This window comes from Clostridium sp. FP1, assembly GCF_011065975.2.
In the GTDB taxonomy this organism is placed as follows: domain Bacteria; phylum Bacillota; class Clostridia; order Clostridiales; family Clostridiaceae; genus Clostridium_AD; species Clostridium_AD tagluense.
On record NZ_JAAMNJ020000001.1, the window covers coordinates 4,632,259 to 4,656,370 of the forward strand.

Consider the following 24,112-nt stretch of genomic DNA (forward strand, 5'->3'; position numbering starts at 1 on the left):
AAAAATATATTGATAAAAATTTTTATTCCATAGCCAAGTAAATAGGAACATTTGAAAAAAACTATAGATTATAAATAAAAGCTCAAATAAATTGAGTTTTAATTTTTTTCTAACTAATATATCTTGATACATTCTATTCCCCACTCCCTTAACCTGAAATATATTTTTCTATGATTTTAAAATTTCATTATATAGTTTATATATTTCTTCTGTATTCCTTTTTGATGTAAATCTTTCAATAGCATAGGCATGACCATTAACACCCATTCTTTCAATTTCACTTGGATTATCAATAAAATATTTAATTTTTTCTGATAACCCAATATAATCACCTGTTTCATATAATAGTCCATTAAAATTATTTATTATAAGTTCTCCAGTAGCTGTGTTATTAGCGCCTATTACTGGGTTTTCGTTAAACATAGCCTCTATAGTAACTCTTCCAAAACCCTCGCTACCTGAACATACTACTTCAAGGCAAATACCTGCTCTCAGAGCATCTATGTCCACTCTAAAACCCATTAATATTACATTTCCTTCAATATTATTTTCTTTAATAACTCCTCTTATCTCTTGAATATAATCTTCATTACCATTTCCAACAATAAAAAGCATAATTTCATCATAACCTTTTTTTATCAAATTATTCACAGCTAGAATAACGTCTTTTGTTCTTTTATGAGGAGCTACCTCACCAACAATCATAATATTAAAAGGCTTTAATGTTTTTATATTTTCTGATTTCTTTTTTAAGTTTCTAATAGAAACTCCGTCATATATTAGGGTAAGTTTATCTTTACTAAAGTTCCTAAGATTTTCATCATATAAAGCTTTAGATATAACTATTATTTTTTCTGAGTACTTGTATATGAACCTTAAACATTTCTTTTTTGATAAAAAGTATTTAAAATTCAACCCCCTTTCAGCAAACTCTCTTACATGAAATATATGAGGTATTCCAGTATATTTACTTAGCAACAATCCAAAGTTAACCACACTTGTATTTGTATGAATTAAATCTATTTTATTTTCCTTAATTATTCTAGAAATTTTTCTTGCATTAATGATGTTAATAATATTTTCATATAAAAATTTCACTTTACTTCTTATTTTGATTTTCTTGTTTAACCAAAAATAATAGGTAACGATAATTAACTTAACCTCTCTTTTACTTATCTCTTCATAAAAAGCTCCTTCTTTAGCTATAACTGTTACAAAGACCTTATTACCTTTTAATATCATTTCATCAATTAATTCTAATAATGCAATTGTCGCGCCACCTAATTCCATTTCATGAGATATATATAATATATTCAATTACATATGCTCCTCTTCTGGTTTCTTTTCTTTAAAAAATTATAACTTTTTATAGCTTTAACTATATTCTTATAATTATATCTTCCAATAAATATACAATGCAACATATATATATTTGTATAAAGGGTAGCTATAGCCTTGTATCTATTTCCAAAATTTCTTTTTATGAATAAATACCTATTTCTGCACATATAAAATTGATAAGTTTCTGATAAGACTACCGTTGAGGCACTTACCTTGTGATAAATTAATGACTTAGGACAATACAATATTTTGTAGCCTGCTTTACTTACCTTTATACAATAATCAGTATCCTCATAATATAAAAAATATTCTTCTGATAAGTATCCTACTTTTTCTATTACCTCTTTATCAATTAGCATCATGCACCCTGTGGCAAAATCTACATTTTTTTTCCTATCATATTGACCATTATCAGTTTCTCCACATCCAATTTGAAAAGATTCCCCTTTAAAATAATTAATGCCGCCACCAGCATACCATATCCTCCTAATTCCATCGTTGTAATAAATTTTACCAATTGATATACCTGGTTTCTCCTCTACATTAAGGGTTTCATCTATTAAATTAGTTAAAAATTCAACTTCCACCAAAGTATCATTATTTAAGAGCAATACATATTGTGCACCTTCTTGAATAGCGTACTTAATTCCAATATTATTGCCCCCTGCAAACCCTTTATTACTATTTGTTTGAATTATTTTATACTTTTTAAATTCCCCTTTTAATATTTTTTCCGATCCATCCTTTGAATTATTATCAACTATAACTATTCTATAATTTTTATAATTTATTTTTTCTATACTTCTTACGCATTCTATTGTGTCTTTATATCCATTATAATTTAAAAGTATTATATAAATTAATGGTTCAAAATTATTCATTCCGCCTTACCTCTCCATGAATTTACAATGCTAAACTTCCATATTATTTTTTCTATTAACTCTATACTACTTTAGTAGCTCCACTAGCTTATTAATATATAACTTGTCTATAAAGTTTTCAAGGTATAACTTTCTAGCTACATCATTATAATTATGATCTTTATTATTCTCAATATAATTTTTTATTGCTTTAATGTAATCTATGGTATTGTTACATAAAAAACCTGAACCACTATATTTATCTATATCGTAGCCTTCAAAAGCCTCTTTGGTGCCAAAAACCGTCTTTCCAAACATAAAAGCCTCAGCAACTTTTACCTTCATCCCCGCACCATCAAATAATGGAGCAATAACAAAATCACATTTATAATAATAACTGTCAATATCCACAACCGTACCTTCCACTTTAACTTTACTAGACATACCTTCAAACTTTTCTTTATGTTTCTCCATATTTTTACCTATTACTATAAGTTTTAAATCCAATTGCGATAACACTTTACTAATAAACCAGTTCATTGCATTAACGTTAGGAAAGTAATCCCCTACCCCTACAAATAAAGCTGTAGGTACCTTTTTATTATTATTATTTTTATTAGCTATCTCCACATTAAACCTGTCCTTCATAGTAACAGGTAAATTTAAGTCGCTTTGTTTGTTGTAGATTTTATTTAACTGCGCGGCATCTCTTTCATTTATGGTTATAGTTTTATCGGAATATATTGAACTCAATCTTTCATTATATATAGTTGCTATATACTTAGGATAATATATGAATCCTGAATTCTTTAAATCCTGCTTTGCTAATTGATATTTTATATCATGATAAAAAATTACTACTTTTATATTGATAAATTCTTTTTTGATTTTTTTTGCCAGTTTCCCATACATTGAATTATCTATATATATAACGTCATAAGAATGCTGCCTAATTGTTTTTTTAATATATGAAACTATATGTCCATTCAATACAGGATAATATAAATTCAAACAATTAATCAATGAACCTAGCTTATTAGAAGGTGAATTATAAGTTTTTATGGCACCTTTAAATTGTTCTGACTGTTTATTACCTATAACAACCAAATCAACATTTTGATCTCCTACAGCGCTTTTAACTAAGTTATAGTTTCTTGTACTCACGCTGGCAATACCTGTATTAGTCAAAGACATACCATCACTAATAAATAATACTTTCATATTTTCTCCTTTGCTACCCATATCTACAGGCAAGGCTACAACTAATTATTAAGAATTTCCTCGTAATAATTTTTATACTTTCCCATAACATTTTCTAATTTAAATTTTTCACAATAAGTGTTATATGCATTTTCACCTAAATTATTAAGTTCTAAAGAGTTGGAATACAAATGATAAATTGCATCAGCTAATTGCTTTGAATTTCTAGGTTCAACTAATAATCCATCAACATTATTTGTTATAACTTCATCAGTACCCTCTATATTGGTAGCTACAATTGTTTTATTTTGAGAAAATACCTCCATGGGAAGCAATGGTAGTCCCTCCCTCAATGACGGTAATATAACTAAATCTAATTGATTAATTATATTTAATACATCTTTTCTAAACCCAAGAATAATAAACATATTTCTTAAATTGTGCTTTTCAATACTATTAATAATCTCTTCCTTCAAATCTCCCTCACCGACGATAACGTATTTAACTTTTGCATCTGTTTTTAACAAGTGTAGTGCTGCTTCAATATAATATTTAATTCCCTTTTCCTCAGCTAATCTACAAATAGTCCCTACTAAAAAATATCCTTCAGCCTTGCATTCCTTTAGCTCTCGAATTTCTCTGTACTCAAAGCTTTCATTAGCAACTCCATTATATATAACTATTATTGCCTTAGCCTTTACATTAAAATAGTTTAATAAATTATTTTTAACTCCATTGCTAACAGCAATAATATTTGTATTCCTAAGTACATATTTTGTTAACCCTTTCTTATTTTCTTGTAATACATGTGCGGTATGAATAACTTTAACTCCAGTTAAAATTGATAATATTTTAGCATAAAAGGTGCCCATTCTATGTTGACTATGAACTAAAGTAATTTTTTCAACTTTTATTATTTTATATAGCTGAAATATAATTTTAATCACATTAGCCAGTGATTTATTCTCAAAGTCTCCAATTTTATAATGTTTCACATCTAATTCTTTTAAATCTTTTTCATAATTTCCACCTAAAGAGCAAACTACGACCTTCTTAAATTCATTTTTAAAATAATCTGATAATTGCATTACAACCTTTTCTACGCCACCATATGCCATTTCTCTTGTTAAATATAAAATACTACTATCTAATATTACCTTTTTCAAATCAATAACTCATCTGCAATTATTTTAAATTGTCTTACAAAGTTACTGGTGCAACTAACTTCATCTACCTTGTTATTTGCTACTATTTCACTGTAATTTACTATAATATCTTCTAAACATTCTATGTCGAAAACTGTTAAAACTCTATTTTCAGCCTTCATTCTTTTGCTAAAATACACTTGATGATCATCTACATGTTCATTAAATTGCTTTTGCCTTGGCACTACTATAGGGATTTTATTATACTGCAAAGCTAGTAGCATGCTACCCGGGCCTCCATGAGTTATTATTATCCTAGCTTCCTTCGCTAGCTTATTCATCCTCTCAAACCCAATAACCCTCTCATAGCTACAATATATAGGTAAATATTTAGTATATCCTATTTGGATTTTTACATCTTCCAAAATAATTTTTTCACCTTTAAGTCTGTCTATTTCTTTAATTAATCTATCAAAAGAATCTTCATGGGTTCCTACTGTAACAAATATCATATAATCCCTCCTATGTTTATCCCACTAGAGTAAAATTTCTTTTGTTCTTCCCATTGCAGTATAAACTTGTCAGTTATAGGATAGACTAATTTACCTGTAATTGTTGGCAAATCAATTCTATCGTATACTTCTATATATATAAGCTTTGCGCCAAATAATTTTCCTATATAGAAAAAAGGTACAGCTACTGCAGCTCCGGTGGAAATTATTAAATCTGGTTTTTCCTTCTTTAATACCTTTATAGCTAAATAAGTGTTACGTATAAGATTTAGTATATTTCTATTGGTTGGAAAAAAGCAAAAATATTTTTTCTCCTGTTTAAGTAATGAAGCTGAGTCCTCTTTATCAAATGTTACCCAAAACCTATCATGCTTTATCCAATACTCTTTAAGTAACCATAAATGCGTCAAATGACCTCCACTTGAACCAACTAAACAGATCTTCATATTATCTCCTTCCATGTATTGTTCTTTCATTATGACTTATAAGCTTGTCCTAATTGTTTATAACCCCGCCTTTTTAAATTTTCATCTTGATATCTCTTATACTCTCCATTCCATCCTTTTTCCCAACAAATATCATATCATCACTTTCAACCACAAATATACCTTGAAGCCCTGAGATAACTATTGGTTTAACATTACTAATAATAATGTTATTGCTACAATCAAATTTCTTAACATTACCCATACAAACATTATCATTACAGTCTTTCATCATGTATCTCTGGGCAGCTTCCCAATTTCCCACATCATCCCATCCAAACTCTCCTGGAATAACGTATATGTCTTTTGCTTTCTCCATAATTCCAAAATCTACAGATATACTATCAATATTATTGTATTTTTCTTCTAATACTCTTTGATAATCCTCTTCGCAGGTCGCTACTATTTCACTTAACACTTCAAAAGTATTTTTCAAATATTGACTTGTAAGTCTCAAAATATTGGCGACCTTCCAAATAAACATTCCACCATTCCAAAGATAGTTTCCATCTTTTAAATACTCCTTTGCCTTATGTAAATCTGGTTTTTCTACAAACTTTTTAACACTTCTAACTTCATATCCATTTATTAAACAATGTATATGGCTATAATTTATATAGCCATATCCTATTTCCGGTCTATCTGGTTTTACACCTATAGTTACTATGGCTTCTTTATTTTTGTCTACAAATTCATCTGCTGAATTTAAAACTTCTAAAAATTTTTCTTCACCAGTAATAAGGTGGTCCGATGGTAATACTGCTATAGTAGCATCTCCGTATATTTTGTTAATATGAAAAGCTGAAAGTGCTATGCAAGGTGCCGTGTTCTTTCCTACAGGTTCTATAATGATGTTTCTATTTGGTAAGTTAGGTAACTGCTCTCTAACTAGATCCATATATCTTTTACCTGTTACTATAAATATTCTCTCTATAGGAATAAGTTTTTCTAATCTTTTCACGCTCATTTGAATCATTGTATCTTCACTAATAAGCTTCAGAAACTGTTTTGGCTTTTCTGCCGTAGACAAGGGCCAAAATCTAGTGCCCTTACCTCCTGCCATTATTAATGCACAAAGCATTAAGTACACCTCCTTACTTTCAATTTTGAACTACTACCTTGCACCATCATCCCCAAACAGCACTCTCACCGTTTTGAATATAAGTATTATATCTATCCATGTATTTCGTTCTTCTATATACTGAACATCCATTTCCATCCATTCTTGAAAACTCACATCACTTCTTCCTCTTACCTGCCAATAACAAGTTAAGCCTGGTTTTGCAACTAATCTTTGTTTTTGAAATGAGGTAAACTGTTCTACTTCTTTAGGTAGACTTGGTCTTGGTCCCACAAGTGACATTTCTCCCTTTAATATATTAAAAAGTTGGGGTAACTCGTCTATACTTGTCTTTCTTATAAATCTCCCTACTTTAGTTACTCTTGGATCATCTTTTATCTTAAACATAGGCCCTAACATTTCATTTTTATCTTTAAGCTTTTTCAAAAGATATTCTGCATCTAAACACATAGATCTAAATTTATACATCATAAACCTAGTACCATCTTGTCCAACTCGTTCCTGTATAAAAAAAACAGGTCCTGCTGAATCTAACTTAATCCAAATACCAACAACAATCATCACAGGACTTAGTAATAAAATTCCGCATAAAACACCCATAATATCAATTATTCTTTTGATAACAAAATATACTATATTTTTCTCATACTCTCTGGCATTCTCCAACTCTTGAACCATGGAATTTTCTTCTGATTGTTGCATATATATCACCTCTTCTTTTTAAAATATAAGAATGACTATCCTCTATTCTATTTCACATTCTCACCAATTATAACCAAAATTTTTTTGTTACAAAACCACTGATTATCTCTATATGTAATTTTCAAACCCTATAAAAATGTAGTACCTCTTTTGTATTTAAAAAATATCATACTAATAACATAAATTAACAATCATCTAACATCCCAGTGGCCTGTCACCATAATTCATTGTGTTTTTTTTCATTAAGACATATAATCTATATATACCTTTATATGAATAAAAATCTATTAACTGTTATTAATGTGGGAGGATGTAGTCTTAATGATAAAATTTATAATTATTGGATTTATATTAACTATTATGTATATTTCTTATGCTAGCCTAATGAAAGCAGCTGGAAAGGCCACCCCCCCAATGCCATATAACAATCCTAATCACCATAAAGATTTTTAACTTTATTGCCATTCGCACAAAATTTCTATAAAATTCTTTTTCATTAAAATTCAAAAAAAATAAGATAGAATTTGCTCATGAGCAAATTCTATCTTATTTAAGTTAATTATCTTTAAAGCTGCAATTCTAAATTTTCATTCTTTCACAACTACAATCTTCTTTTTTCTACTTTTTTATATAAGTCACTAAACTCATCATTATATTTTAAAGTCTGAAGATATTCCATAAAAGGAACTTTTAATTCTTCTCTTTTTAGTGCAAACTCAACTGTGGCCTCAAGAAATCCTAATTTATCACCTACGTCATATCTTCTTCCTTCGAATACATATGCATACATGTCTTGCTGCCCTATTAGAGTCTTTAGAGCATCCGTTAGTTGAATTTCTCCACCTTTACCTGGCTTTGTATTATCTAATATATCAAATATCTCTGGAGTTATAATGTACCTACCAAGTATAGCTACATTTGAAGGTGCTAAATCTACTTGTGGTTTTTCAACAAGGTTATTAACCTTGTATACTCTATTGCTAATTTGCACTCCATCAACTATGCCATATTTATCTACATTCTCTGCTTTTACCTCTTGAACTCCTAAAATTGTTGCTCCCTTTTCTTCAAAACAGTCCATAAGTTGTTTTAAACAAGGGATCTTCGCGTCAACTATATCATCACCCAACATAACAGCAAAAGGTTCATTACCCACAAATGTTCTTGCACAATTTATAGCATGACCAAGTCCCTTTGGCTCTTTTTGTCTTATAAAATGTATATTTACCATGTTTGATATATCTCTAACTTGTTCAAGTAAGCCATCCTTATGCTTATTTTCTAGCTCTAGCTCAAGTTCTACAGATTTATCAAAATGATCTTCAATAGACTTTTTATTCCTTCCTGTAATAATTAATATTTCTTCTATGCCTGAAGCCACAGCTTCCTCTATAATATATTGCATGGTAGGCTTATCAACTATAGGTAACATTTCCTTAGGTAGTGCCTTTGTTGCAGGAAGAAACCTTGTTCCAAGTCCCGCTGCTGGTATAATAGCTTTTTTGACTTTCATATAAACACCTCCTTATTTTATAAGTTATTTTTCATACCCATTAGGATTATTTTTATGCCATTCCCAAGCTGTTTCTATGATGTTTTCAAGGGAATTATATTTAGGGTTCCAACCGAGCTCATTTGCTGCCCTATCACTAGAAGCAATAAGTACAGCAGGGTCTCCCGGACGCCTTGGTGCAATTTCAGCTTTTATGACCTGGCCTGTAACTTTTCTTGCAACTTCTATAACTTCTTTAACAGAAAAACCTTCCCCATTGCCTAAGTTACAAATGGTGCTTTTACCACCATTCATAAGTCTTTTAAGGGCAAGTAAATGTGCATTTGCTAAATCTGTTACATGTATATAATCTCTTACGCAAGTACCATCTTCTGTAGGATAGTCATCCCCAAATATCATAATTTTTTCTCTTTTTCCTAGTGCTACCTCAAGAATTAATGGTATTAAATGAGACTCTGGCCAGTGATCTTCTCCTATTTTCCCAGATATATGAGCTCCTGCCGCATTAAAATATCTAAGGGCTGTATAGGTAATCCCATAAGCACTATCACACCACTTTAATATCTTTTCTACTGCAAGCTTTGACTCTCCATAGGGATTAGTTGGTATTGTTTTATCCTCTTCAAGGATAGGTATACTCTCCGGTTCTCCATAAGTTGCAGCTGTTGAGGAAAATACTATATGGCGTACTTTATGATCTCTCATAGCCTTTAGTAAATTAACAGTACTTCCTATATTGTTTTCAAAATACTTTAGTGGCTCCACTACGCTCTCTCCCACTAGTGAGTCTGCTGCAAAATCTATAACTGCATCTATTTTATTTTCATTAAAAACAAGATCTAATAGGTTACTATCTCTTAAATCTCCCTCATAAAACTTACCACCAAGTACTGCTTGCTTATGTCCTTTTTGAAGATTATCTAGAATTACAACTTCTTCGCCTTTTTCTAAAAGCTCCGCTACCATATGACTTCCAATGTATCCAGCTCCGCCACAAACTAAAATAGCCAATATATTCAACCCCTTTCAACTGGCTTCAAAATTATTTAATCTCGTTTGTAAGTTATAAGAATCCCACAATGCAATTATACTATTTAGCTCACTATTTTACCATTATTTTCACTTAGGAGTAGCCATCAAAAATGACTTTACGCCAGATTACTTTCTGACTTTATTATTTTAAATAATCATTAATCGCTTCTTCCCAAGTCCTAGTTATATCCCCACAAGTGAGTTCCATCATATAATTTCTAAGCATTGAATATTTAGGTCTTTTTGCTGGTCTTTTAAATTCATCTGTTGTGCAAGGCAAAACTTCTGTAGAAATACCTTTAAGTCTAAATATTTCTTTAGTGAATTCATACCAGGTACATTCGCCTTTGCAGGTGCAATGAAACAATCCATAATTCTTATCTTCTATAAGTTTTATTATAACTCTAGCTAAATCCACAGTACTTGTAGGTGTTCCCTTTTGGTCATTAACTACTTTTATTGTTGTATTAGTTTTACTTAAATTTATCATAGTCCTTACAAAATTATTCCCTTCTCCGTAAAGCCATGCAGTTCTAACTATATAATGCTTAGGATTGTGGCTTTTAACTAATATCTCTCCCTCAAGCTTTGTCTTCCCATAAACAGTTTGTGGATTTACTGGGTCAAACTCTGTTAGTGATTTATCAGTATTACCATCAAAAACATAATCTGTTGATACTTGAACAATTTCTGCCCCAATTCCATTTGCAGCTATAGCCAAGTTCTTAGGTCCTATAGCATTTATCTTATATGCCATATCTATTTGTGATTCGCATATATCCACAGCCGTAAATGCAGCACAGTTAATAATTACATCTGGTTTTTTTTGGTTTACAAAACTATATACATCATGTAGGTTTGTTATATCTAACTCTGATTTACCCGCAAGTATTAAGTCAATACTTTTTATATCTTTATATTGATTAGCCAGCTCTGTTCCAAGCTGGCCATTAGCTCCTGTAATTAATATCTTCATAATTCATTCTCCTTTATATTTTATTTACAACTAGAAATAATTTAAATTATCACCTATGCCATATTTACAATGGGGCTTTAGGCACCGGCTTTATATCTTTGTAAATAAATTTGTGGATTTGGTCTATAGTAGCCGACATATCCGCAGCTAAATACCACACTCCATCAATAGTTTTTCCCCTGCAGTAGCCATCTACTGGAAATCTCTCCTGCTCCAAGCTCTTTATATTAAGCGTAACCATTTCTTTAGCATTTTTTATTATTTCCATATTATTCATGTTTGTTTCAGTATAAGGTAGAATCTTAGTAGCAACAGATAGAGATTCTGTTACCCCTAATGATTTAATTTTTGTAAGCACAGCTGATAATACCGTTCTTTGCCTTTCAGTTCTCCGGAAATCCCCGCCAGTAGTATAGCGTACCCTTGCATACGCAACAGCCTGAAGTCCATTTAAAGTCTGCAGTCCCGATTTTGTAATTTTAGTAACCGCTTTTTTTTCGATTTTAGAAGCTTCAAGTATTTTATCGTTTATCGCACTAATTTCGTCTTGTTTAATATCTATATTTATTGTGCCAATATCGTCTATTATTTTTTCAAAGGCAATAAAATCCACAGAAACATAATCTCTAATGTCTAAATTAAAATTTTCATTAAGAGTTCTTATAGCAAGCTGTGGTCCACCGTAGGCATATGCATGTGCAAGCTTTGTTTTACCATGGCCACTTATCTCTACGTATGTATCTCTCATAATAGAAGACATTTTTATTTTCTTCTGCACTTTATCAATAGAGAGTATTATTATAGAATCCGACCGACTTGGCTGGTTTTTATCCTCTCTATCTAGACCGAAGAGTGCGATATTTATTATGCCCTTTTCATTTTGTTTTTTTACAGATACTTCAGGCTTGATACCTAACCCTGCATCGGTTTTTGATATTTTTGAAGTATTCATTTTGCTAAGTTGATAAAATGTATAGCTAAATACAGCTCCACCACCTATTACAATAATAATAAATACACTTAAAATAATTTTCATCCATGGTCTCATTTTCTTCATATTTTCACCTTCCTATAATGATTAGTATAATCAATTTGGAAAGTGCTATTCAGACTTTAAAATAACCACAATTAATTATATATCTCCCATAAATTTATGGCAAATTTAAAATTTCAAAATGAACATGTTTCCACCCATTTTTATAACTAATTTAAGAAAATCTAAAGGATAATAGATTGTTTTCGATAATATATACTAATGGTAATATTTTATTTAATATTCTACATAAATCTTCTAGATGAATCTTTTACTGATAATAGCAAACTTATCGAAAGGTAAGGACGCAAAGCCATAGGGCCTTACTTAGGTATGGTAGCCTAGCCACCGAAATAAAAGGAGTGATTTAAATGTTAAAAAACAATTTCAAAAAAAGTATAACCGCAATAATAATATTAATTTCTTTATCAAATGTTAGTTACTTTCTAACTACTACAAATGCTGCTGATCTAACAGCACAATCCTCTAACGTATCTATGACAACTAATATTCCTACTATTATAAATGCTATAAATTATAATTTAGATATAACAGGAGTATCAGATACCTCAATCCAATTTCAAAAAATGATAGACTCTTTTTCACAAGGCTCTGTAATACAATTACCAAAAGGTATATATAAATTTTCTAGTACTGTTAAATTAAAAGACAATATAAAATTACTTTCTTCTAATGATGTTATAATTAAAGGCACTGGCAAAAATACTTTATTTTCTGCAGGCAATTTTAACAGATTTGAAGGTATAGAGTTTCAAAATTGCTCTACAGCTTTAAGTGTTTTCGAAAAAAATGGAATTAATATAATAGGTTGCAGATTTACAAATAACATTGATTATGCAGGGATTAATTTTTATGGAGCCAGTAACTGTTCCCTTACAAATTCATATTTTTACGATATACGCAAATATGGAGTTTTAATAGATAAAGATAGTTCTAATATTATAATAGATAACAATAATTTTGATAATCCTAAGGTTTTTGGTGGCTATAGCATTGAACAAATAAGCGGACATGTTTATTGTTTAAATGGAACAAACATCTACGTAACAAATAATGTTTTGAATAACAGTGGAGGACAAGGTGTAATACTTGGTTACAACTCAACCACAGGAAAAGGTACAAGCAATTCTGTAGTGGCCAATAATAATTGCCAAGGCAATGGTCAGGAAGGTGTTACAGTTTATGGAGGTAGCAAGAAGGTTACCAGCGCAAATTCTATTATAAATAATAATTGTAAAAATAACAGATTTAATCAAATAGAAATATGGCAATCTGATAATAACATTGTTAAAAACAATACAGTAGAAGAATCAATTAAAGGTCGTGGAAATTTGGGTGCAATATGCCTTTTTGCTACAACTGGATCAACTGTTACAGGTAATAATGTATTGTCTTCGCAAACTAATGGCATAGCAATAATAGCAGGTACTTCAAATTGCACCGTATCAGATAATATTATAGCTGATACTAATGGTAAAAATGATGCTAATACTCCCGAGAAAGGTAATGCCATATTACTTGACTGGAATGGGGTAGCTGATCCTCAATATATTACAATCACCAATAATAAAATTAGCTCAACTAACGGAATTATAGCTAAAAGTGGTATATACTCCACTTCTAATAAAAATCATAATAACAAAATAAGTGGTAATATAACCAAAGGCTACAAGTATGGAGATCATTGTTATGCTCTAGCCACTTGTGGAAAATAATAATTACACTAGATAAAATTCTTATTTAAACTATCAGCTTCAATTTTATAATATTAAAGACTTCAGAAGGAGATTTATACTCCCACTGAGGTCTTTTGTTGTTGCTCTGTTAACACATAGAATGAACTTACTTATGTCTATTAATGTTATAATTAAAGGGCTACTCATTATATAATAATAGAATGAAATCCACATAAAAGGAGTGATTAAATATTTTAAAAATCAATATTAAAAAAAATATACTTTCAATTATTGCATTAATTTGTTTATCAATTATAATAACGACATTTATAATTATTAATAAAGCAAAAGATCCAGCTCTTCATAACATTAATAAAAATGATATTAAAAAATATTCATTAGACATAACTGGAGCAAGGGATACTTCTGCTTCATTTCAAAAAATGATAGATTCTTATCCTAACGGTAGTACAGTAAAATTACCAAAAGGTACATATAGTTTTCAAGGCACTGTTAAATTAAAAGATGGAATAAAATTAATTACAGGCGGTGATGTTGTAATTAAAGGCACAGGTAAAAATACTTTATTCTCTGTAGGCAATGCTAACAGTTTCCAGGGTATAGATTTTCAAAATTGTGCTACAGCTGTAAGTGTTACCGAAAAAAAAGGACTTGTGATAACTGATTGCAGATTCACAAATACCATTGATTTTGCAGCCATTAATCTTTCCAATGCAAGTGGCTGCTCAGTTACAAATTCATATTTCTATGATATACGCAAATATGGGATTTTAATAGATAATAATTCATCTAATATTACAATCCATAATAATAATTTTGATAACCCTAAAGTTTTTGGTGGCTATGCTAAGGAACAAATAAGTGGTCATGTTTACTCTTTAAATGGAACTAAAATATCCGTGACAAACAATATTTTAAAAAATAGCGGTGGGCAAGGTGTAATATTCGGTTATAATTCCACCACAGGAAAAGGTACGACAGACTCTGTAGCAAGAGATAATCTCTGCCAAGGCAATGGCCAGGAAGGCGCTACAATTTACGGAGGTAAGAGTAAGGTTACTAATGGTAATTCTCTTATAAACAATACTTGTAAAAATAACAGATTTAATCAAATAGAAGTATGGCAGTCCAATAATAATATTGTTAAAAACAATACAGTAGAAGAATCAATAAGCGGTGTTGGTAATTTAGGAGCAATATGTCTTTATGATACAACTGGAACAACCGTTACGGGAAACAAAGTATTATCTGCACAAACTAATGGTATTGATATAACCGCAGGAAGTGCAAATTGCACTATATCAAATAACACTATAACAAATACAAACCGCAAAAATGATACAAATACTGTAGAAAAGGGTAATGGAATATTACTTGACTCCGATGGAGCAGCTCAGCCTGAGCATATAACAATTAGGAGTAATAAGATTAGCTCAAGTAGTGGAGTTATAGCTAAGAGTGGGATCTATTCAACTTCTAATACTAATCAATACAACAAAATAGATAGCAATATAATAACCGGTTACAAAAAAGGACTTCATGAATATGCTAAAATGACCATTGGAAAATAAAAAAGAACAACGAATCAAAAGGGATAATTTATTAAATTATCCCTTTTATTGCGTTTATATTGTTTCCCTCCTGAATTTTCTCAGGTGTCCATTTGCTTAGTATTAATCCATATATAATCCAATTTACTGGATTTGTGAAATAACCTCCATAAATCTGATATAAAAAACTAAATAACAGAAGGTTTGCCAGTAGCATATTTTTTTTGTATAATACATTAATTAATAAAAATAGAATTAATATAACAAGATATGCTACTGCAAATACCCCGCCTTCTGCAATGAAATATGGAAATGATGCTGCTACCACAGCTGTCATGCCAGTTGATTTGAAAATTTTCCTAGTGCTTTCTGTATTCAGATTGCCAAGCCCAACTCCAATTCCACCAGTACTCGCTATTGCTGTACTAGTAAATTTTTGAGTAACATTTACTCTATAACTATTGGAAGAATCACTTCCATTTAGTGTATCAACAGTTCTCATATACATTGATGATTTAGTCGCAATAGATACTATTATTATTGTAGTAAAAATTATGCTTAATCCATATCCAACTAAAATATTTTTATAGTTCATCTTTGCTATTATAATTACAAATGATACAGAAAGTATGGTTCCCAATAATATTACTGAAGCGCCATAAGCTCTAGATAACACTAATAAAATTAAGCAATTCACGGTATAAACTATGTATTTTCGGTTTATCTTCTTATCTTTCTCTACAATAATTAAATACATTAATATAATAATTATAAAAGATAAATGAAAGCCCAGTTCGCTAGGTTCTATATAAAATAAATTGAGTCTCGTAAGGCTATATTTATTTATAGTATCATGGAGTCTCCAAAAATATTCATTACTAGAAAATATCAAAGCCATGGGTGTAAATATTATGTATATCCTACAAACATAATCAATAAATTTCTTAATTTTAAAATCATGCACTTTCCTATATACCAAAATCATTAGAGAAATACATATAGTTATTTTAGAAACATTAACCATAAGCTTTTGAATATCCAAATTAACCATGGTCATCCTTTGAAGAATACCATAAATTGCGATAGGTAGTGCACATATTATTAAAAGTGAAATGTCTTTTTTTCTTTTAAATATAACAAAAATAACCCCGAATATACCTAAGGCATAAAAAAAATCTAAATTGCCAGTTAAGGTTTTAGGAGCAAAGGGTAAATTGGCAGCCATCTGATGAAAGCAATACAATAATGCCATTAACATTTCCATTCAACTATTTCTCCATTTCTTTAATATTTAATTAAAACTTAAATCATCATACAATTTCATTACATCCTGAGTGTGATTTTTCATTGTATAAATACTTGGTAACGCAATTATATTTTCATTAATATAAGATAATTTTTCTCTGTTGTCTATTATAGTTTGTAGATTATTATATAATTCATCTTCTGAGACTTTAATTATGATGCCAGTAACTCCAGGAGTTATCATATCTTTAAACCCTACAAAATCAGTCATAATAACAGGTACTCCATAGGAAAATGCCTCTAGGGCTATATACCCAAATGTCTCATACCAAATACTAGGTACTATAAGCACATCTGTATTCTTGAATATTTGTTCTAACTCAGAATAATTATAAGTACCCTTTATCTTTACTTTTTCCCCATATTTATCTATATCTATATTTACATTTCTTCCGTAAATATCTAAACTCCAATTGTTAACATTGTTTTTCATTAACTTTTCAAGCACCTTCAGTAGGAAAAATAAACCTTTATATTTTTCTATTGATCCAATGTATGTTATTTTTAATGGTTCATTGTTGCTACTGCTTTTTTGTATTCTATTATCCTCTATATTTGAATGAGAAATATTAAGAATTTTGCTATTTACATTATCAATATATTTCTCATATGCATTTTTGGCAACTGTGCTGTTGTAATGAATGTAATCTATATTATTAATTATATCTATAAAGTACTTTCTTAAGTTAACATAGTCCTTGGCACAAGTGTTATTATTCTTTCCTTTTACCGGTTGGTATTCAATTATACTATTGTTTTTTTTAATAATTACTTTCTGCTTATAATTTCTTAATTTTTTTACAATTAAACTATTCTTTAGTTTTCTATAAGTCTTTGACTGCATTAAAACCACTAGCGAATTACTGTAGCCATTTCTATTACAATCTATACAGTTTTTCCCATTGTCATAATCCACACATATTGACCCTTGTAAATTAATAAGATTAACTTTAGGGCATATTCCAAAATAATCATGAGATGTGAATATGGTTTTTATATTTAACTGTTTTGCAGCTGTAATCAATTCTTTATTAAGCCCCATCAATGTGTGAATATGTATGATTTCTACCTTTAAATCTTTTAAAAAATCAATATAAATATTCACATTTATATTTTTCAAATATACTTTCGGATTAGGTATTCCGCTTAATAACGGAATGGAAAGAGGATTTAATATTTCAAATACCTTAATACTATTAAAGGATTTATTTACAAAGGATTTATCCTTATTAATCCGAAATTTCCTATTAAGCGAAAAATGTCCCGGATATAACAAAGAAACTTCATTTCCACTTTCAACTTGGCTCAACATAAGGTCTACAGAATATTTAGTTAATCCTCCTGTCCTAAGAGGTGGTAGTCCTAGGGAATAATGCAATATTTTAATAACGCCGCACCTCCTTTGTTTATAAGAAAAGCTCTTCATAATCATTAACAATCTTGTCCCAAGAATAAAATTGTTCAATAATATTTTTAGCTGTTCTAGACATTATTTCTATCTCATCTTCTTTTAATTTTTCAGCTTTATTTATTGTGGATGCTAAGTCACCATCTTGTTTACTAAAATACAGTGCTCCCTCTTTCCCTACTTCCTTATTAAAATTAACACCTAAAAGCAAATTAATATCAGTACTTGAAAGAGCTTCTAGTAACGAAGGATTTGTTCCCCCTACTTCATGTCCATGGAGATATGCAAATGCCTCTTCTCGTATTTTTTTTAGAAGTTCATTATCATATACAGTTCCTACAAATTTTACTCTTTTATCACTAGTAAAATTTGTGGCCTTTAGTAATCTTTCATAAAATTTATTTTTCTCTAAATTTGTAATTATAACTAGATCTTTATCAACATCAGACTTCATAAATTCTCTTATCATAGTCTCATAATTATTCTCAGGTACAAACCTTCCAACTATTAAGTAGTATGATTTTCTTTTTACTGAAAACTTATTAAACCAGTCTGTTATTATTGCATCATTTTCCCTTAGATTAGATCTTCCAATTTCCGCTCCATAAGCTATAAATGTAGTTTTAGGATTATACCCCTTGTACCCTGATTTTATATAATCCTCTATACCTCTTGAATCGCATATTTGTAAATCTGCATGTTTAACCATTAATTTTTCAGAAAATTTCCAGTAAGCCCTTATTGGTGCAATCCATTTACTTCTTTTCCATTCATGTCCATCAGGATTTACATAAAGCTTTATCCCTAAATCTTTTAGTTTTTTCTTGTAAAACCATAAGAATGGCCCAATACGACAAGCAAGAATAAGAATAATCGAATTAGATAAATTATTATCCTGAATATACTTTATAGATTTGCTTAAAGCTTGAAAGTCATACAGCACAGCTTTAGCGCTACCTATTTCTTTTACCCGTACATTAAAACATCTTGCCTTATTATAATAAAACTCTTCATTTCGCACATTTAGACAAGCTACATGATACTTTATAGCATCATTTTTTTTATAAAGAGTTAACTTATCTACAAAAGTTTCAAACCCGCCATAATTTGCTGGTATTCCTTTTGAACCTATAATAAATATATTTTTCATTTGTGCACACCTCTATTTCTCTTTTGTAAGATTATTAGCAATCTATTAATTTGTTTTATTCAAAAATACGCCTATAATACTGGCATTTACCTTTTCCAAAATTTCTTTAGCTTTTATAGCAGTCTTTCTTTCTGTCCCACCATACTTAATCACAAGTACACAACCATCAGCATTCTTTGCCATGGCCTTAGCATCGGCACTTTCAGTAAGTGGTGAAGAATCAATAATAATATAATCATAATCTTTTTTTAAAAATCCGGTAAATTCATTGAATTTCTCTGATACAAAAAGTTCCGCATAGTTTAATGCATTTGCGCCAGAAGTTATTATAGATAAATTCTTTTGTTTTGTAGTATTAATTGCTGCTTCAAGCTTAATATCTCCTGACAGAAAATTCACTAGACCTCTATCATTTGATAAATTAAACATATTATGTATATTAGAATTTCTTTGGTCACAATCAATAAGTATAGTTTTTTTACCACTTTGAGCGAGTACTAAGGAAAGATATGCAGCTGTAGTGGACCTGCCTACCTTTTCTTCTGCACTGCATATCATAATAACTTTACTTTCACTGCCCGTACGCAGAAACTGAATATTTGCTTTTAATTCGTAAAATGCTTTAGCATTAATTGAATCTAATTTATGATTTTCTGCAATATTTATTTTTCCCATTAAATACCCATCCTTTATGAAATATATTTATATGTCCGTTTTTTTTCTTTTAGGCAAATTTCCAATAACATCAAGTCCTAAATATCTCTCTACATCATCTTTAGTCCTAATTTTTTCATCAAAATAACCTGTGAAGGTTACAATAAATATTGAAAGAAAAAGTCCAAGTAAAAATGCTAATATAACATTAAGAAATTTAAATTTATTGTTTACAAGACCATTTTGAGCTGAATTTTCCATGATTTTCATGGTTTGTGTGGGATATATTCGCTTTACTTCTTTTGTAAAAGAGGTATAAACTGCATTAGCTATAGCCACGGACTCCTTTTGCGATTTTCCACTAGCTATAATTGTTAAAATTGGGGCGCCATCTGCTACACTAACTTCGTAACTTTTTTGAACTTCTAGAGCAGAAACAGAGCCATTTAATGCTTTACTAGTGTTTTTTGCAATAGTGGAAGAGCTTGCAATTTCCTCAAATGTACTAATTAAACCTTTTGCATTAACTATATCTTCTTTTTCGCCTATTATAACGCCTATTTTTGTTTGATAAACTGGTTTCGAGCTTATCATTAAATAAAAACTAATAGCCGTTGCTGTCAATGTTAATAATAATGTTAGTAGGAGTATAATCCATTTTCCTCTTTTTATAACATTTATAAACTCTTTATAGCCTACAGTAGTTTCATTGTTCATTTTAATACCTCCATGGTAATTCTTTGCTTATATTCCTAAGAATCCTAATTGTTTTAGAAATTATTCTATAGAACAAATTAAAAACAAAAGACAATCCTCTTGCAAATGTAATCTTATCCTTCATATTTAATACTCCCATTTTTCTTAAAACCTCATATTGCTGTACTAATATTTCTTTATTTTTATATGTTAGAGCTAAAGCCATTTTTCGTCTTGCATATTTTGCTGTTATTATCTCACTGTAAAATACTTTATCAACTTCCATAGAATCTATCACATTTATTAAAATATTCTCGTGATTGCTATTTTTAATTAAAGATGTTTGTAAATTTATATTTTCATCGGAGTGAGAATGACTGTCATTCCTCACTACATAATTATATAAGGATTCATCTATATATCCGCATTTATATTTATAAGCAATAGGTAATAACATTTGAAAGTTTTGGCCAGCTGTAGAAGCATATATTTCACTCTTAGGATTTACATCTAAAAATGCACTTGTTCTAAGCATATAGCAACCGTTCCAGCAATATGTATCTTCACTTAATAGATCTTCAAATATCTTTTCATTGAACCTATTAGGCTTTTTACCAGCTATAGTTCCAATTGGCTTTATTATATCTCCTTCATTAAAAATATATGCGTCTGTTCGGACTAATCCATATTGCTTATTTTTTTCTAAAAAATTCACCTTTTTCTCTATAGAATCTATGGACAAAAAATCATCTGAATCCGGCCAAGTTAAATACTCACCTGTAAATAATTTTAATCCTACATTTAGTGCTGCTGCTTGACCTGCATTTTCTTGAAAAATGTAGGTCAAATTCATTCCATTTTGCTGGAATTTATTAATATATGATTTTACTACTGCTTCTGTTTTATCCGTTGAACCATCATTTATAAATATTAACTCAATATTTTTATAGGTTTGATTTAATACTGATTCAAGATATCTTTGTGCAAACTTCTCACCATTCAAGCATGGCGTAATTATACTAACTTTTTTTCCCACTCCTGAATCCTCCTTTGTTTTCTTTGACTATGTTAATAAGTTGTTTAAATTCATAGGATTTTCTAAAGAGTACTACTATTAATAAATTAGGTATAACTACACATACAAAACATCTTCCAATTAGATTTACCCAGCCAGCATTAAGAAATAACATTTTGCATAAAGCGCTTGTGACAAAGATATTTACCACCACAACTAATAAATACTGAGTATATTGGATTAGATATTTTTTACATGATGTTTCAAATATATATTTATAAACAACATAGGGTCTGTAGATCATTGGGACAAAAGCACTTATAACCGTTCCCCAAAAGACTCCTGCTAAACCAATATATTTAACTAGTATAATAGAGAAGAATAAATTAACTATTGCTTGAATTAATGGAACAAACCTATCCTGCGCATAAACCCCTCCAGATGACTTTACTATTCCGAGTGAGACTCTCATTCCCACTAAATAATAGTTTATTATTACGGGGATTATTATAGATAAATCTAGAATGTATTTATTACCTATCCATAATGTAATAAATGGATTAAGGAGATTGTAAAAACAGATTGTAGCAAATCCAAAAAAACAAAATCCTAAGAAATTTAAGACTCTAAATTTCTCTAATCGTTTTTCAGGTTTTTCTTTGGCAATAAGATCACCAAAACTTGCAGATGTGCTGTTAAATATTATCATTATTATTGCGTTTACCGTAGTTATAAGTAAGGTATAGTTTGAATAAAAACCAACAGCCTTAATACCTACAAATGTAGAAATTACTATATTATCAGTTCCATTAACACAATAATCGCCTATTTTATGATAAAACATTGCTTTTACATTTTTAATAATTACATTTAATTCACTTTGAGGTAACTTTTCTTTAGTTTTAAAGTCAATATCTTTATACTGCTTTGTAATAACATTATTAATAATAATTCGCTGTATAAACCCAAATATTATTTGAACAAATAAATAATATATAAAGCTCTTTGTTGCCATAAGAATAACTATTTGACCTAAAATAGTTATTGCTGACATAGCTACATTAATAGGTACCAGGGTATACTCCTTTTGATATGCTGAAACCAACGTGGTTTTATAAGATAAAAAATATCCTGAAACTGTACTAAATAAATAAAGCAAATATATTGTTCTTAAATTTTCAATTGTATTTGCATCTTTAATAATATAATGTAAGAAAAACATTAGAATGAAGCCAAAAACAGCTACAATACATCCAATTAAACTATATGCTTTTCTGTAAAAAGTCATTAAAGTACTAATTTTATTATTATCTTTTTGAGCAATAGGCTTATATAAACTAAAGTTAATAGCTGTACCTATGCCCAATTCTGCTAGAGATAACATCATCAATATGTTAGAAAACAATCCATTAACGCCCAAATATTGGGCTCCAAGTGTGTAAATAAATATACTTCGTGATACAAAGCTTAAAATATAAGTAATAAAAGTGCTTCCTAAATTGAAAATAATATTATTTAATGAATTTTTAATCCTCACTTTTAAATTTCTCCTTAATATATTTTTTGATTTTCTTTGGTAATAATTTTCTTACCACCCTTTTAGGTATACTTTTAGATTTCTGTATGAATTCTGGTTTTAGCATATATCTAAAGTGTAATTTCTTTAGGGAATAATCCATTCCTAAATCAGCATTAAATCTATCAAACAATTCTGGTTTATGGATGCACTGCGCATATTGACTTATCTTTAATTCTTCAAAAGATACCTCTTCTAAATGTATTTTTTCTTTTATACTTTCCAATAATTTAAAACCCTTGTCCGTATTTGATAATACAATTGAAGAGCCTTTTTCATCAGCACTTCGCATAGGTCCCCAAAAATCACCCAGTCTTATATCTGAATATATTTTATTAAATCTTAATTTGCAATTGTAGCAACTTTCATTCAAATTTAAGTTTGATAAAAAGAACTTTAAATAAAGATCCTCATTTAATGTTTTTGTATAATTATTATCTCCACTTATCTTCATTGAAAAGTCATGCCAACCATAGGTTTTATCCCTGAAATTTAATGATGTTATATTGCTTATTTTATATTCATCCTTCAAATACACCAGGTACTTATCCCATAACTTATAGGATGGAACTCCGTGACAAAAGAAATCTACCAATATAAAGTTATCCTCAATTCCATTTAGCTGTATATACTTTCTTAAGCCATACATCTGGCATGGCGTTCCAAAAATTATATATTTCTTCTTATTATCTATCTTCTCAAAAGCCCCAGTTGTAAAACTCTGTATGTATTTAGAACCTGTAATTAAATCTAAATCTTCCTGCCTATCAATAATTACATGCTCTGCCCTATCTAATTCGTAATTATACTTTACTCCACAAACCAAATAATCATTTAACAGTCCATAATTTGCAATTTCTCTACCGGCTCCACCAGATGAGCTCTTCTTCCTTATGTCTTTATCCTTGCTATATACAAGAAAAGGTATAGCCTTTTCTATATCATATTCATTTTCCGGTGTTATAAATTTATAACAAACCTTCCTACAAAGCCCACAACTTGTACATTTATTTTCATCTACATTAGGTTCATAAAATCCTTTAGTAGTTAATGATATACTTATAGCCTTTTGTGGACATATTAAACTACAAAGAGAACAACCAGTGCAAGAATCTTCAGTGAACTTTAATATATTCTTCATTAATTACTACCACCTCCCC

Annotated in this window: 23 protein-coding genes and 1 riboswitch; of the genes, 3 read left to right on the top strand and 20 right to left on the bottom strand. The window is 29.6% G+C overall.

What is annotated here, in order from left to right; genetic code table 11:
- Window positions 1–168 precede the first annotated feature (168 nt).
- The 8 genes from G9F70_RS21935 to G9F70_RS21970 all read right to left on the bottom strand — a co-directional run bounded on the left by G9F70_RS21935 (window position 169) and on the right by G9F70_RS21970 (window position 7,326).
- Window positions 169–1,317, bottom strand: a complete 1,149-nt coding sequence (locus G9F70_RS21935) for a glycosyltransferase family 4 protein (protein WP_164943972.1) — start codon at window positions 1,315–1,317, stop codon at window positions 169–171.
- Window positions 1,314–2,222 carry a glycosyltransferase family 2 protein gene (locus G9F70_RS21940; protein ID WP_164943971.1) on the bottom strand — a complete coding sequence of 303 codons (909 nt, stop codon included), beginning with the start codon at window positions 2,220–2,222 and terminating at the stop codon, window positions 1,314–1,316. The genes G9F70_RS21935 and G9F70_RS21940 overlap by 4 nt, the downstream gene beginning before the upstream one ends.
- Window positions 2,223–2,288: 66 nt before the next feature.
- Window positions 2,289–3,422, bottom strand: a complete 1,134-nt coding sequence (locus tag G9F70_RS21945; RefSeq protein ID WP_164943970.1) for a glycosyltransferase — start codon at window positions 3,420–3,422, stop codon at window positions 2,289–2,291.
- Window positions 3,423–3,463: 41 nt separating this feature from the next.
- A complete protein-coding gene (locus G9F70_RS21950; protein ID WP_164943969.1) occupies window positions 3,464–4,567 on the bottom strand; it encodes a glycosyltransferase in 1,104 nt (367 codons plus the stop codon).
- Window positions 4,564–5,058: a glycosyltransferase gene (locus G9F70_RS21955; RefSeq protein WP_164943968.1), complete on the bottom strand. Its 495-nt coding sequence runs from the start codon at window positions 5,056–5,058 to the stop codon at window positions 4,564–4,566. Before G9F70_RS21955 ends, G9F70_RS21950 begins: the two co-directional genes overlap by 4 nt.
- Window positions 5,055–5,504, bottom strand: coding sequence for a PssD/Cps14F family polysaccharide biosynthesis glycosyltransferase (gene pssD / locus G9F70_RS21960; protein WP_164943967.1), 450 nt, complete (start codon window positions 5,502–5,504; stop codon window positions 5,055–5,057). Before pssD ends, G9F70_RS21955 begins: the two co-directional genes overlap by 4 nt.
- A 73-nt stretch (window positions 5,505–5,577) precedes the next feature.
- Window positions 5,578–6,624, bottom strand: coding sequence for a mannose-1-phosphate guanylyltransferase (locus G9F70_RS21965; protein WP_164943966.1), 1,047 nt, complete (start codon window positions 6,622–6,624; stop codon window positions 5,578–5,580).
- Between the two features lie 33 nt (window positions 6,625–6,657).
- Complete coding sequence (locus G9F70_RS21970; RefSeq protein ID WP_164943965.1) at window positions 6,658–7,326, bottom strand: sugar transferase; 669 nt, start codon at window positions 7,324–7,326, stop codon at window positions 6,658–6,660.
- 321 nt (window positions 7,327–7,647) lie between these two features.
- On the opposite strand from G9F70_RS21970, the gene G9F70_RS27130 reads away from it, so the two are divergent.
- Window positions 7,648–7,779 carry a hypothetical protein gene (locus tag G9F70_RS27130; RefSeq protein ID WP_263484350.1) on the top strand — a complete coding sequence of 44 codons (132 nt, stop codon included), beginning with the start codon at window positions 7,648–7,650 and terminating at the stop codon, window positions 7,777–7,779.
- Window positions 7,780–7,927: 148 nt separating this feature from the next.
- Here G9F70_RS27130 and galU read toward each other — a convergent pair whose 3' ends face one another.
- From galU to G9F70_RS21990, 4 genes are all read right to left on the bottom strand, one after another.
- Window positions 7,928–8,839 carry a UTP--glucose-1-phosphate uridylyltransferase GalU gene (galU, locus tag G9F70_RS21975; protein ID WP_164943964.1) on the bottom strand — a complete coding sequence of 304 codons (912 nt, stop codon included), beginning with the start codon at window positions 8,837–8,839 and terminating at the stop codon, window positions 7,928–7,930.
- A gap of 24 nt (window positions 8,840–8,863) precedes the next feature.
- The gene (gene galE / locus G9F70_RS21980) at window positions 8,864–9,850 is read right to left on the bottom strand and encodes a UDP-glucose 4-epimerase GalE (protein WP_164943963.1); all 987 of its coding nucleotides are present in this window, start codon (window positions 9,848–9,850) and stop codon (window positions 8,864–8,866) included.
- A 163-nt stretch (window positions 9,851–10,013) separates the two neighbouring features.
- Window positions 10,014–10,847, bottom strand: a complete 834-nt coding sequence (rfbD, locus tag G9F70_RS21985) for a dTDP-4-dehydrorhamnose reductase (RefSeq protein ID WP_164943962.1) — start codon at window positions 10,845–10,847, stop codon at window positions 10,014–10,016.
- A gap of 64 nt (window positions 10,848–10,911) precedes the next feature.
- Window positions 10,912–11,904, bottom strand: a complete 993-nt coding sequence (locus G9F70_RS21990; RefSeq protein ID WP_164943961.1) for an LCP family protein — start codon at window positions 11,902–11,904, stop codon at window positions 10,912–10,914.
- Window positions 11,905–12,152: 248 nt separating this feature from the next.
- A riboswitch (cyclic di-GMP riboswitch) is annotated at window positions 12,153–12,233 on the top strand.
- An 18-nt stretch (window positions 12,234–12,251) separates the two neighbouring features.
- Between G9F70_RS21990 and G9F70_RS21995 the strand changes: the two genes are divergently transcribed.
- Window positions 12,252–13,616, top strand: a complete 1,365-nt coding sequence (locus G9F70_RS21995) for a right-handed parallel beta-helix repeat-containing protein (RefSeq protein WP_164943960.1) — start codon at window positions 12,252–12,254, stop codon at window positions 13,614–13,616.
- 344 nt (window positions 13,617–13,960) lie between these two features.
- Entirely contained in the window at window positions 13,961–15,169 is a 1,209-nt protein-coding gene (locus G9F70_RS22000; protein ID WP_224617884.1) for a right-handed parallel beta-helix repeat-containing protein, read from the top strand.
- A 31-nt stretch (window positions 15,170–15,200) separates the two neighbouring features.
- Here the strand turns inward: G9F70_RS22000 and G9F70_RS22005 are convergent, their stop codons facing one another.
- The 8 genes from G9F70_RS22005 to G9F70_RS22040 form a co-directional block, all read right to left on the bottom strand.
- Entirely contained in the window at window positions 15,201–16,412 is a 1,212-nt protein-coding gene (locus G9F70_RS22005) for a hypothetical protein (protein WP_164943958.1), read from the bottom strand.
- Between the two features lie 27 nt (window positions 16,413–16,439).
- Window positions 16,440–17,765, bottom strand: a complete 1,326-nt coding sequence (locus tag G9F70_RS22010; RefSeq protein ID WP_224617734.1) for a glycosyltransferase — start codon at window positions 17,763–17,765, stop codon at window positions 16,440–16,442.
- Window positions 17,766–17,859: 94 nt separating this feature from the next.
- On the bottom strand, window positions 17,860–19,011 hold the full coding sequence (gene cps2T, locus G9F70_RS22015; RefSeq protein ID WP_164943956.1) for a beta 1-4 rhamnosyltransferase Cps2T: 1,152 nt from the start codon (window positions 19,009–19,011) through the stop codon (window positions 17,860–17,862).
- 45 nt (window positions 19,012–19,056) lie between these two features.
- Complete coding sequence (locus G9F70_RS22020) at window positions 19,057–19,686, bottom strand: CpsD/CapB family tyrosine-protein kinase (protein WP_164943955.1); 630 nt, start codon at window positions 19,684–19,686, stop codon at window positions 19,057–19,059.
- A gap of 27 nt (window positions 19,687–19,713) precedes the next feature.
- The gene (locus G9F70_RS22025) at window positions 19,714–20,382 is read right to left on the bottom strand and encodes a YveK family protein (RefSeq protein ID WP_164943954.1); all 669 of its coding nucleotides are present in this window, start codon (window positions 20,380–20,382) and stop codon (window positions 19,714–19,716) included.
- Between the two features lies 1 nt (window position 20,383).
- The gene (locus tag G9F70_RS22030) at window positions 20,384–21,397 is read right to left on the bottom strand and encodes a glycosyltransferase family A protein (protein ID WP_164943953.1); all 1,014 of its coding nucleotides are present in this window, start codon (window positions 21,395–21,397) and stop codon (window positions 20,384–20,386) included.
- Window positions 21,381–22,913 (bottom strand): lipopolysaccharide biosynthesis protein, encoded by a 1,533-nt coding sequence (locus G9F70_RS22035; RefSeq protein WP_164943952.1) that lies wholly within the window; start codon window positions 22,911–22,913, stop codon window positions 21,381–21,383. Before G9F70_RS22035 ends, G9F70_RS22030 begins: the two co-directional genes overlap by 17 nt.
- The gene (locus G9F70_RS22040; protein ID WP_164943951.1) at window positions 22,903–24,093 is read right to left on the bottom strand and encodes a Coenzyme F420 hydrogenase/dehydrogenase, beta subunit C-terminal domain; all 1,191 of its coding nucleotides are present in this window, start codon (window positions 24,091–24,093) and stop codon (window positions 22,903–22,905) included. Before G9F70_RS22040 ends, G9F70_RS22035 begins: the two co-directional genes overlap by 11 nt.
- Window positions 24,094–24,112: the final 19 nt, after the last annotated feature.

Bases quoted from the DNA above. Each gene is read 5' to 3' on its own strand.
- G9F70_RS21940 (WP_164943971.1), bottom strand. From the start codon at position 2,222: ATGAATAATTTTGAACCATTAATTTATATAATACTTTTAAATTATAAT.
- G9F70_RS21945 (WP_164943970.1), bottom strand. From the start codon at position 3,422: ATGAAAGTATTATTTATTAGTGATGGTATGTCTTTGACTAATACAGGT.
- G9F70_RS21955 (WP_164943968.1), bottom strand. From the start codon at position 5,058: ATGATATTTGTTACAGTAGGAACCCATGAAGATTCTTTTGATAGATTA.
- pssD (WP_164943967.1), bottom strand. From the start codon at position 5,504: ATGAAGATCTGTTTAGTTGGTTCAAGTGGAGGTCATTTGACGCATTTA.
- G9F70_RS21965 (WP_164943966.1), bottom strand. From the start codon at position 6,624: ATGCTTTGTGCATTAATAATGGCAGGAGGTAAGGGCACTAGATTTTGG.
- G9F70_RS21970 (WP_164943965.1), bottom strand. From the start codon at position 7,326: ATGCAACAATCAGAAGAAAATTCCATGGTTCAAGAGTTGGAGAATGCC.
- G9F70_RS27130 (WP_263484350.1), top strand. From the start codon at position 7,648: ATGATAAAATTTATAATTATTGGATTTATATTAACTATTATGTATATT.
- galU (WP_164943964.1), bottom strand. From the start codon at position 8,839: ATGAAAGTCAAAAAAGCTATTATACCAGCAGCGGGACTTGGAACAAGG.
- rfbD (WP_164943962.1), bottom strand. From the start codon at position 10,847: ATGAAGATATTAATTACAGGAGCTAATGGCCAGCTTGGAACAGAGCTG.
- G9F70_RS21990 (WP_164943961.1), bottom strand. From the start codon at position 11,904: ATGAAGAAAATGAGACCATGGATGAAAATTATTTTAAGTGTATTTATT.
- G9F70_RS21995 (WP_164943960.1), top strand. From the start codon at position 12,252: ATGTTAAAAAACAATTTCAAAAAAAGTATAACCGCAATAATAATATTA.
- G9F70_RS22005 (WP_164943958.1), bottom strand. From the start codon at position 16,412: ATGGAAATGTTAATGGCATTATTGTATTGCTTTCATCAGATGGCTGCC.
- G9F70_RS22010 (WP_224617734.1), bottom strand. From the start codon at position 17,765: ATGTTGAGCCAAGTTGAAAGTGGAAATGAAGTTTCTTTGTTATATCCG.
- cps2T (WP_164943956.1), bottom strand. From the start codon at position 19,011: ATGAAAAATATATTTATTATAGGTTCAAAAGGAATACCAGCAAATTAT.
- G9F70_RS22020 (WP_164943955.1), bottom strand. From the start codon at position 19,686: ATGGGAAAAATAAATATTGCAGAAAATCATAAATTAGATTCAATTAAT.
- G9F70_RS22025 (WP_164943954.1), bottom strand. From the start codon at position 20,382: ATGAACAATGAAACTACTGTAGGCTATAAAGAGTTTATAAATGTTATA.
- G9F70_RS22040 (WP_164943951.1), bottom strand. From the start codon at position 24,093: ATGAAGAATATATTAAAGTTCACTGAAGATTCTTGCACTGGTTGTTCT.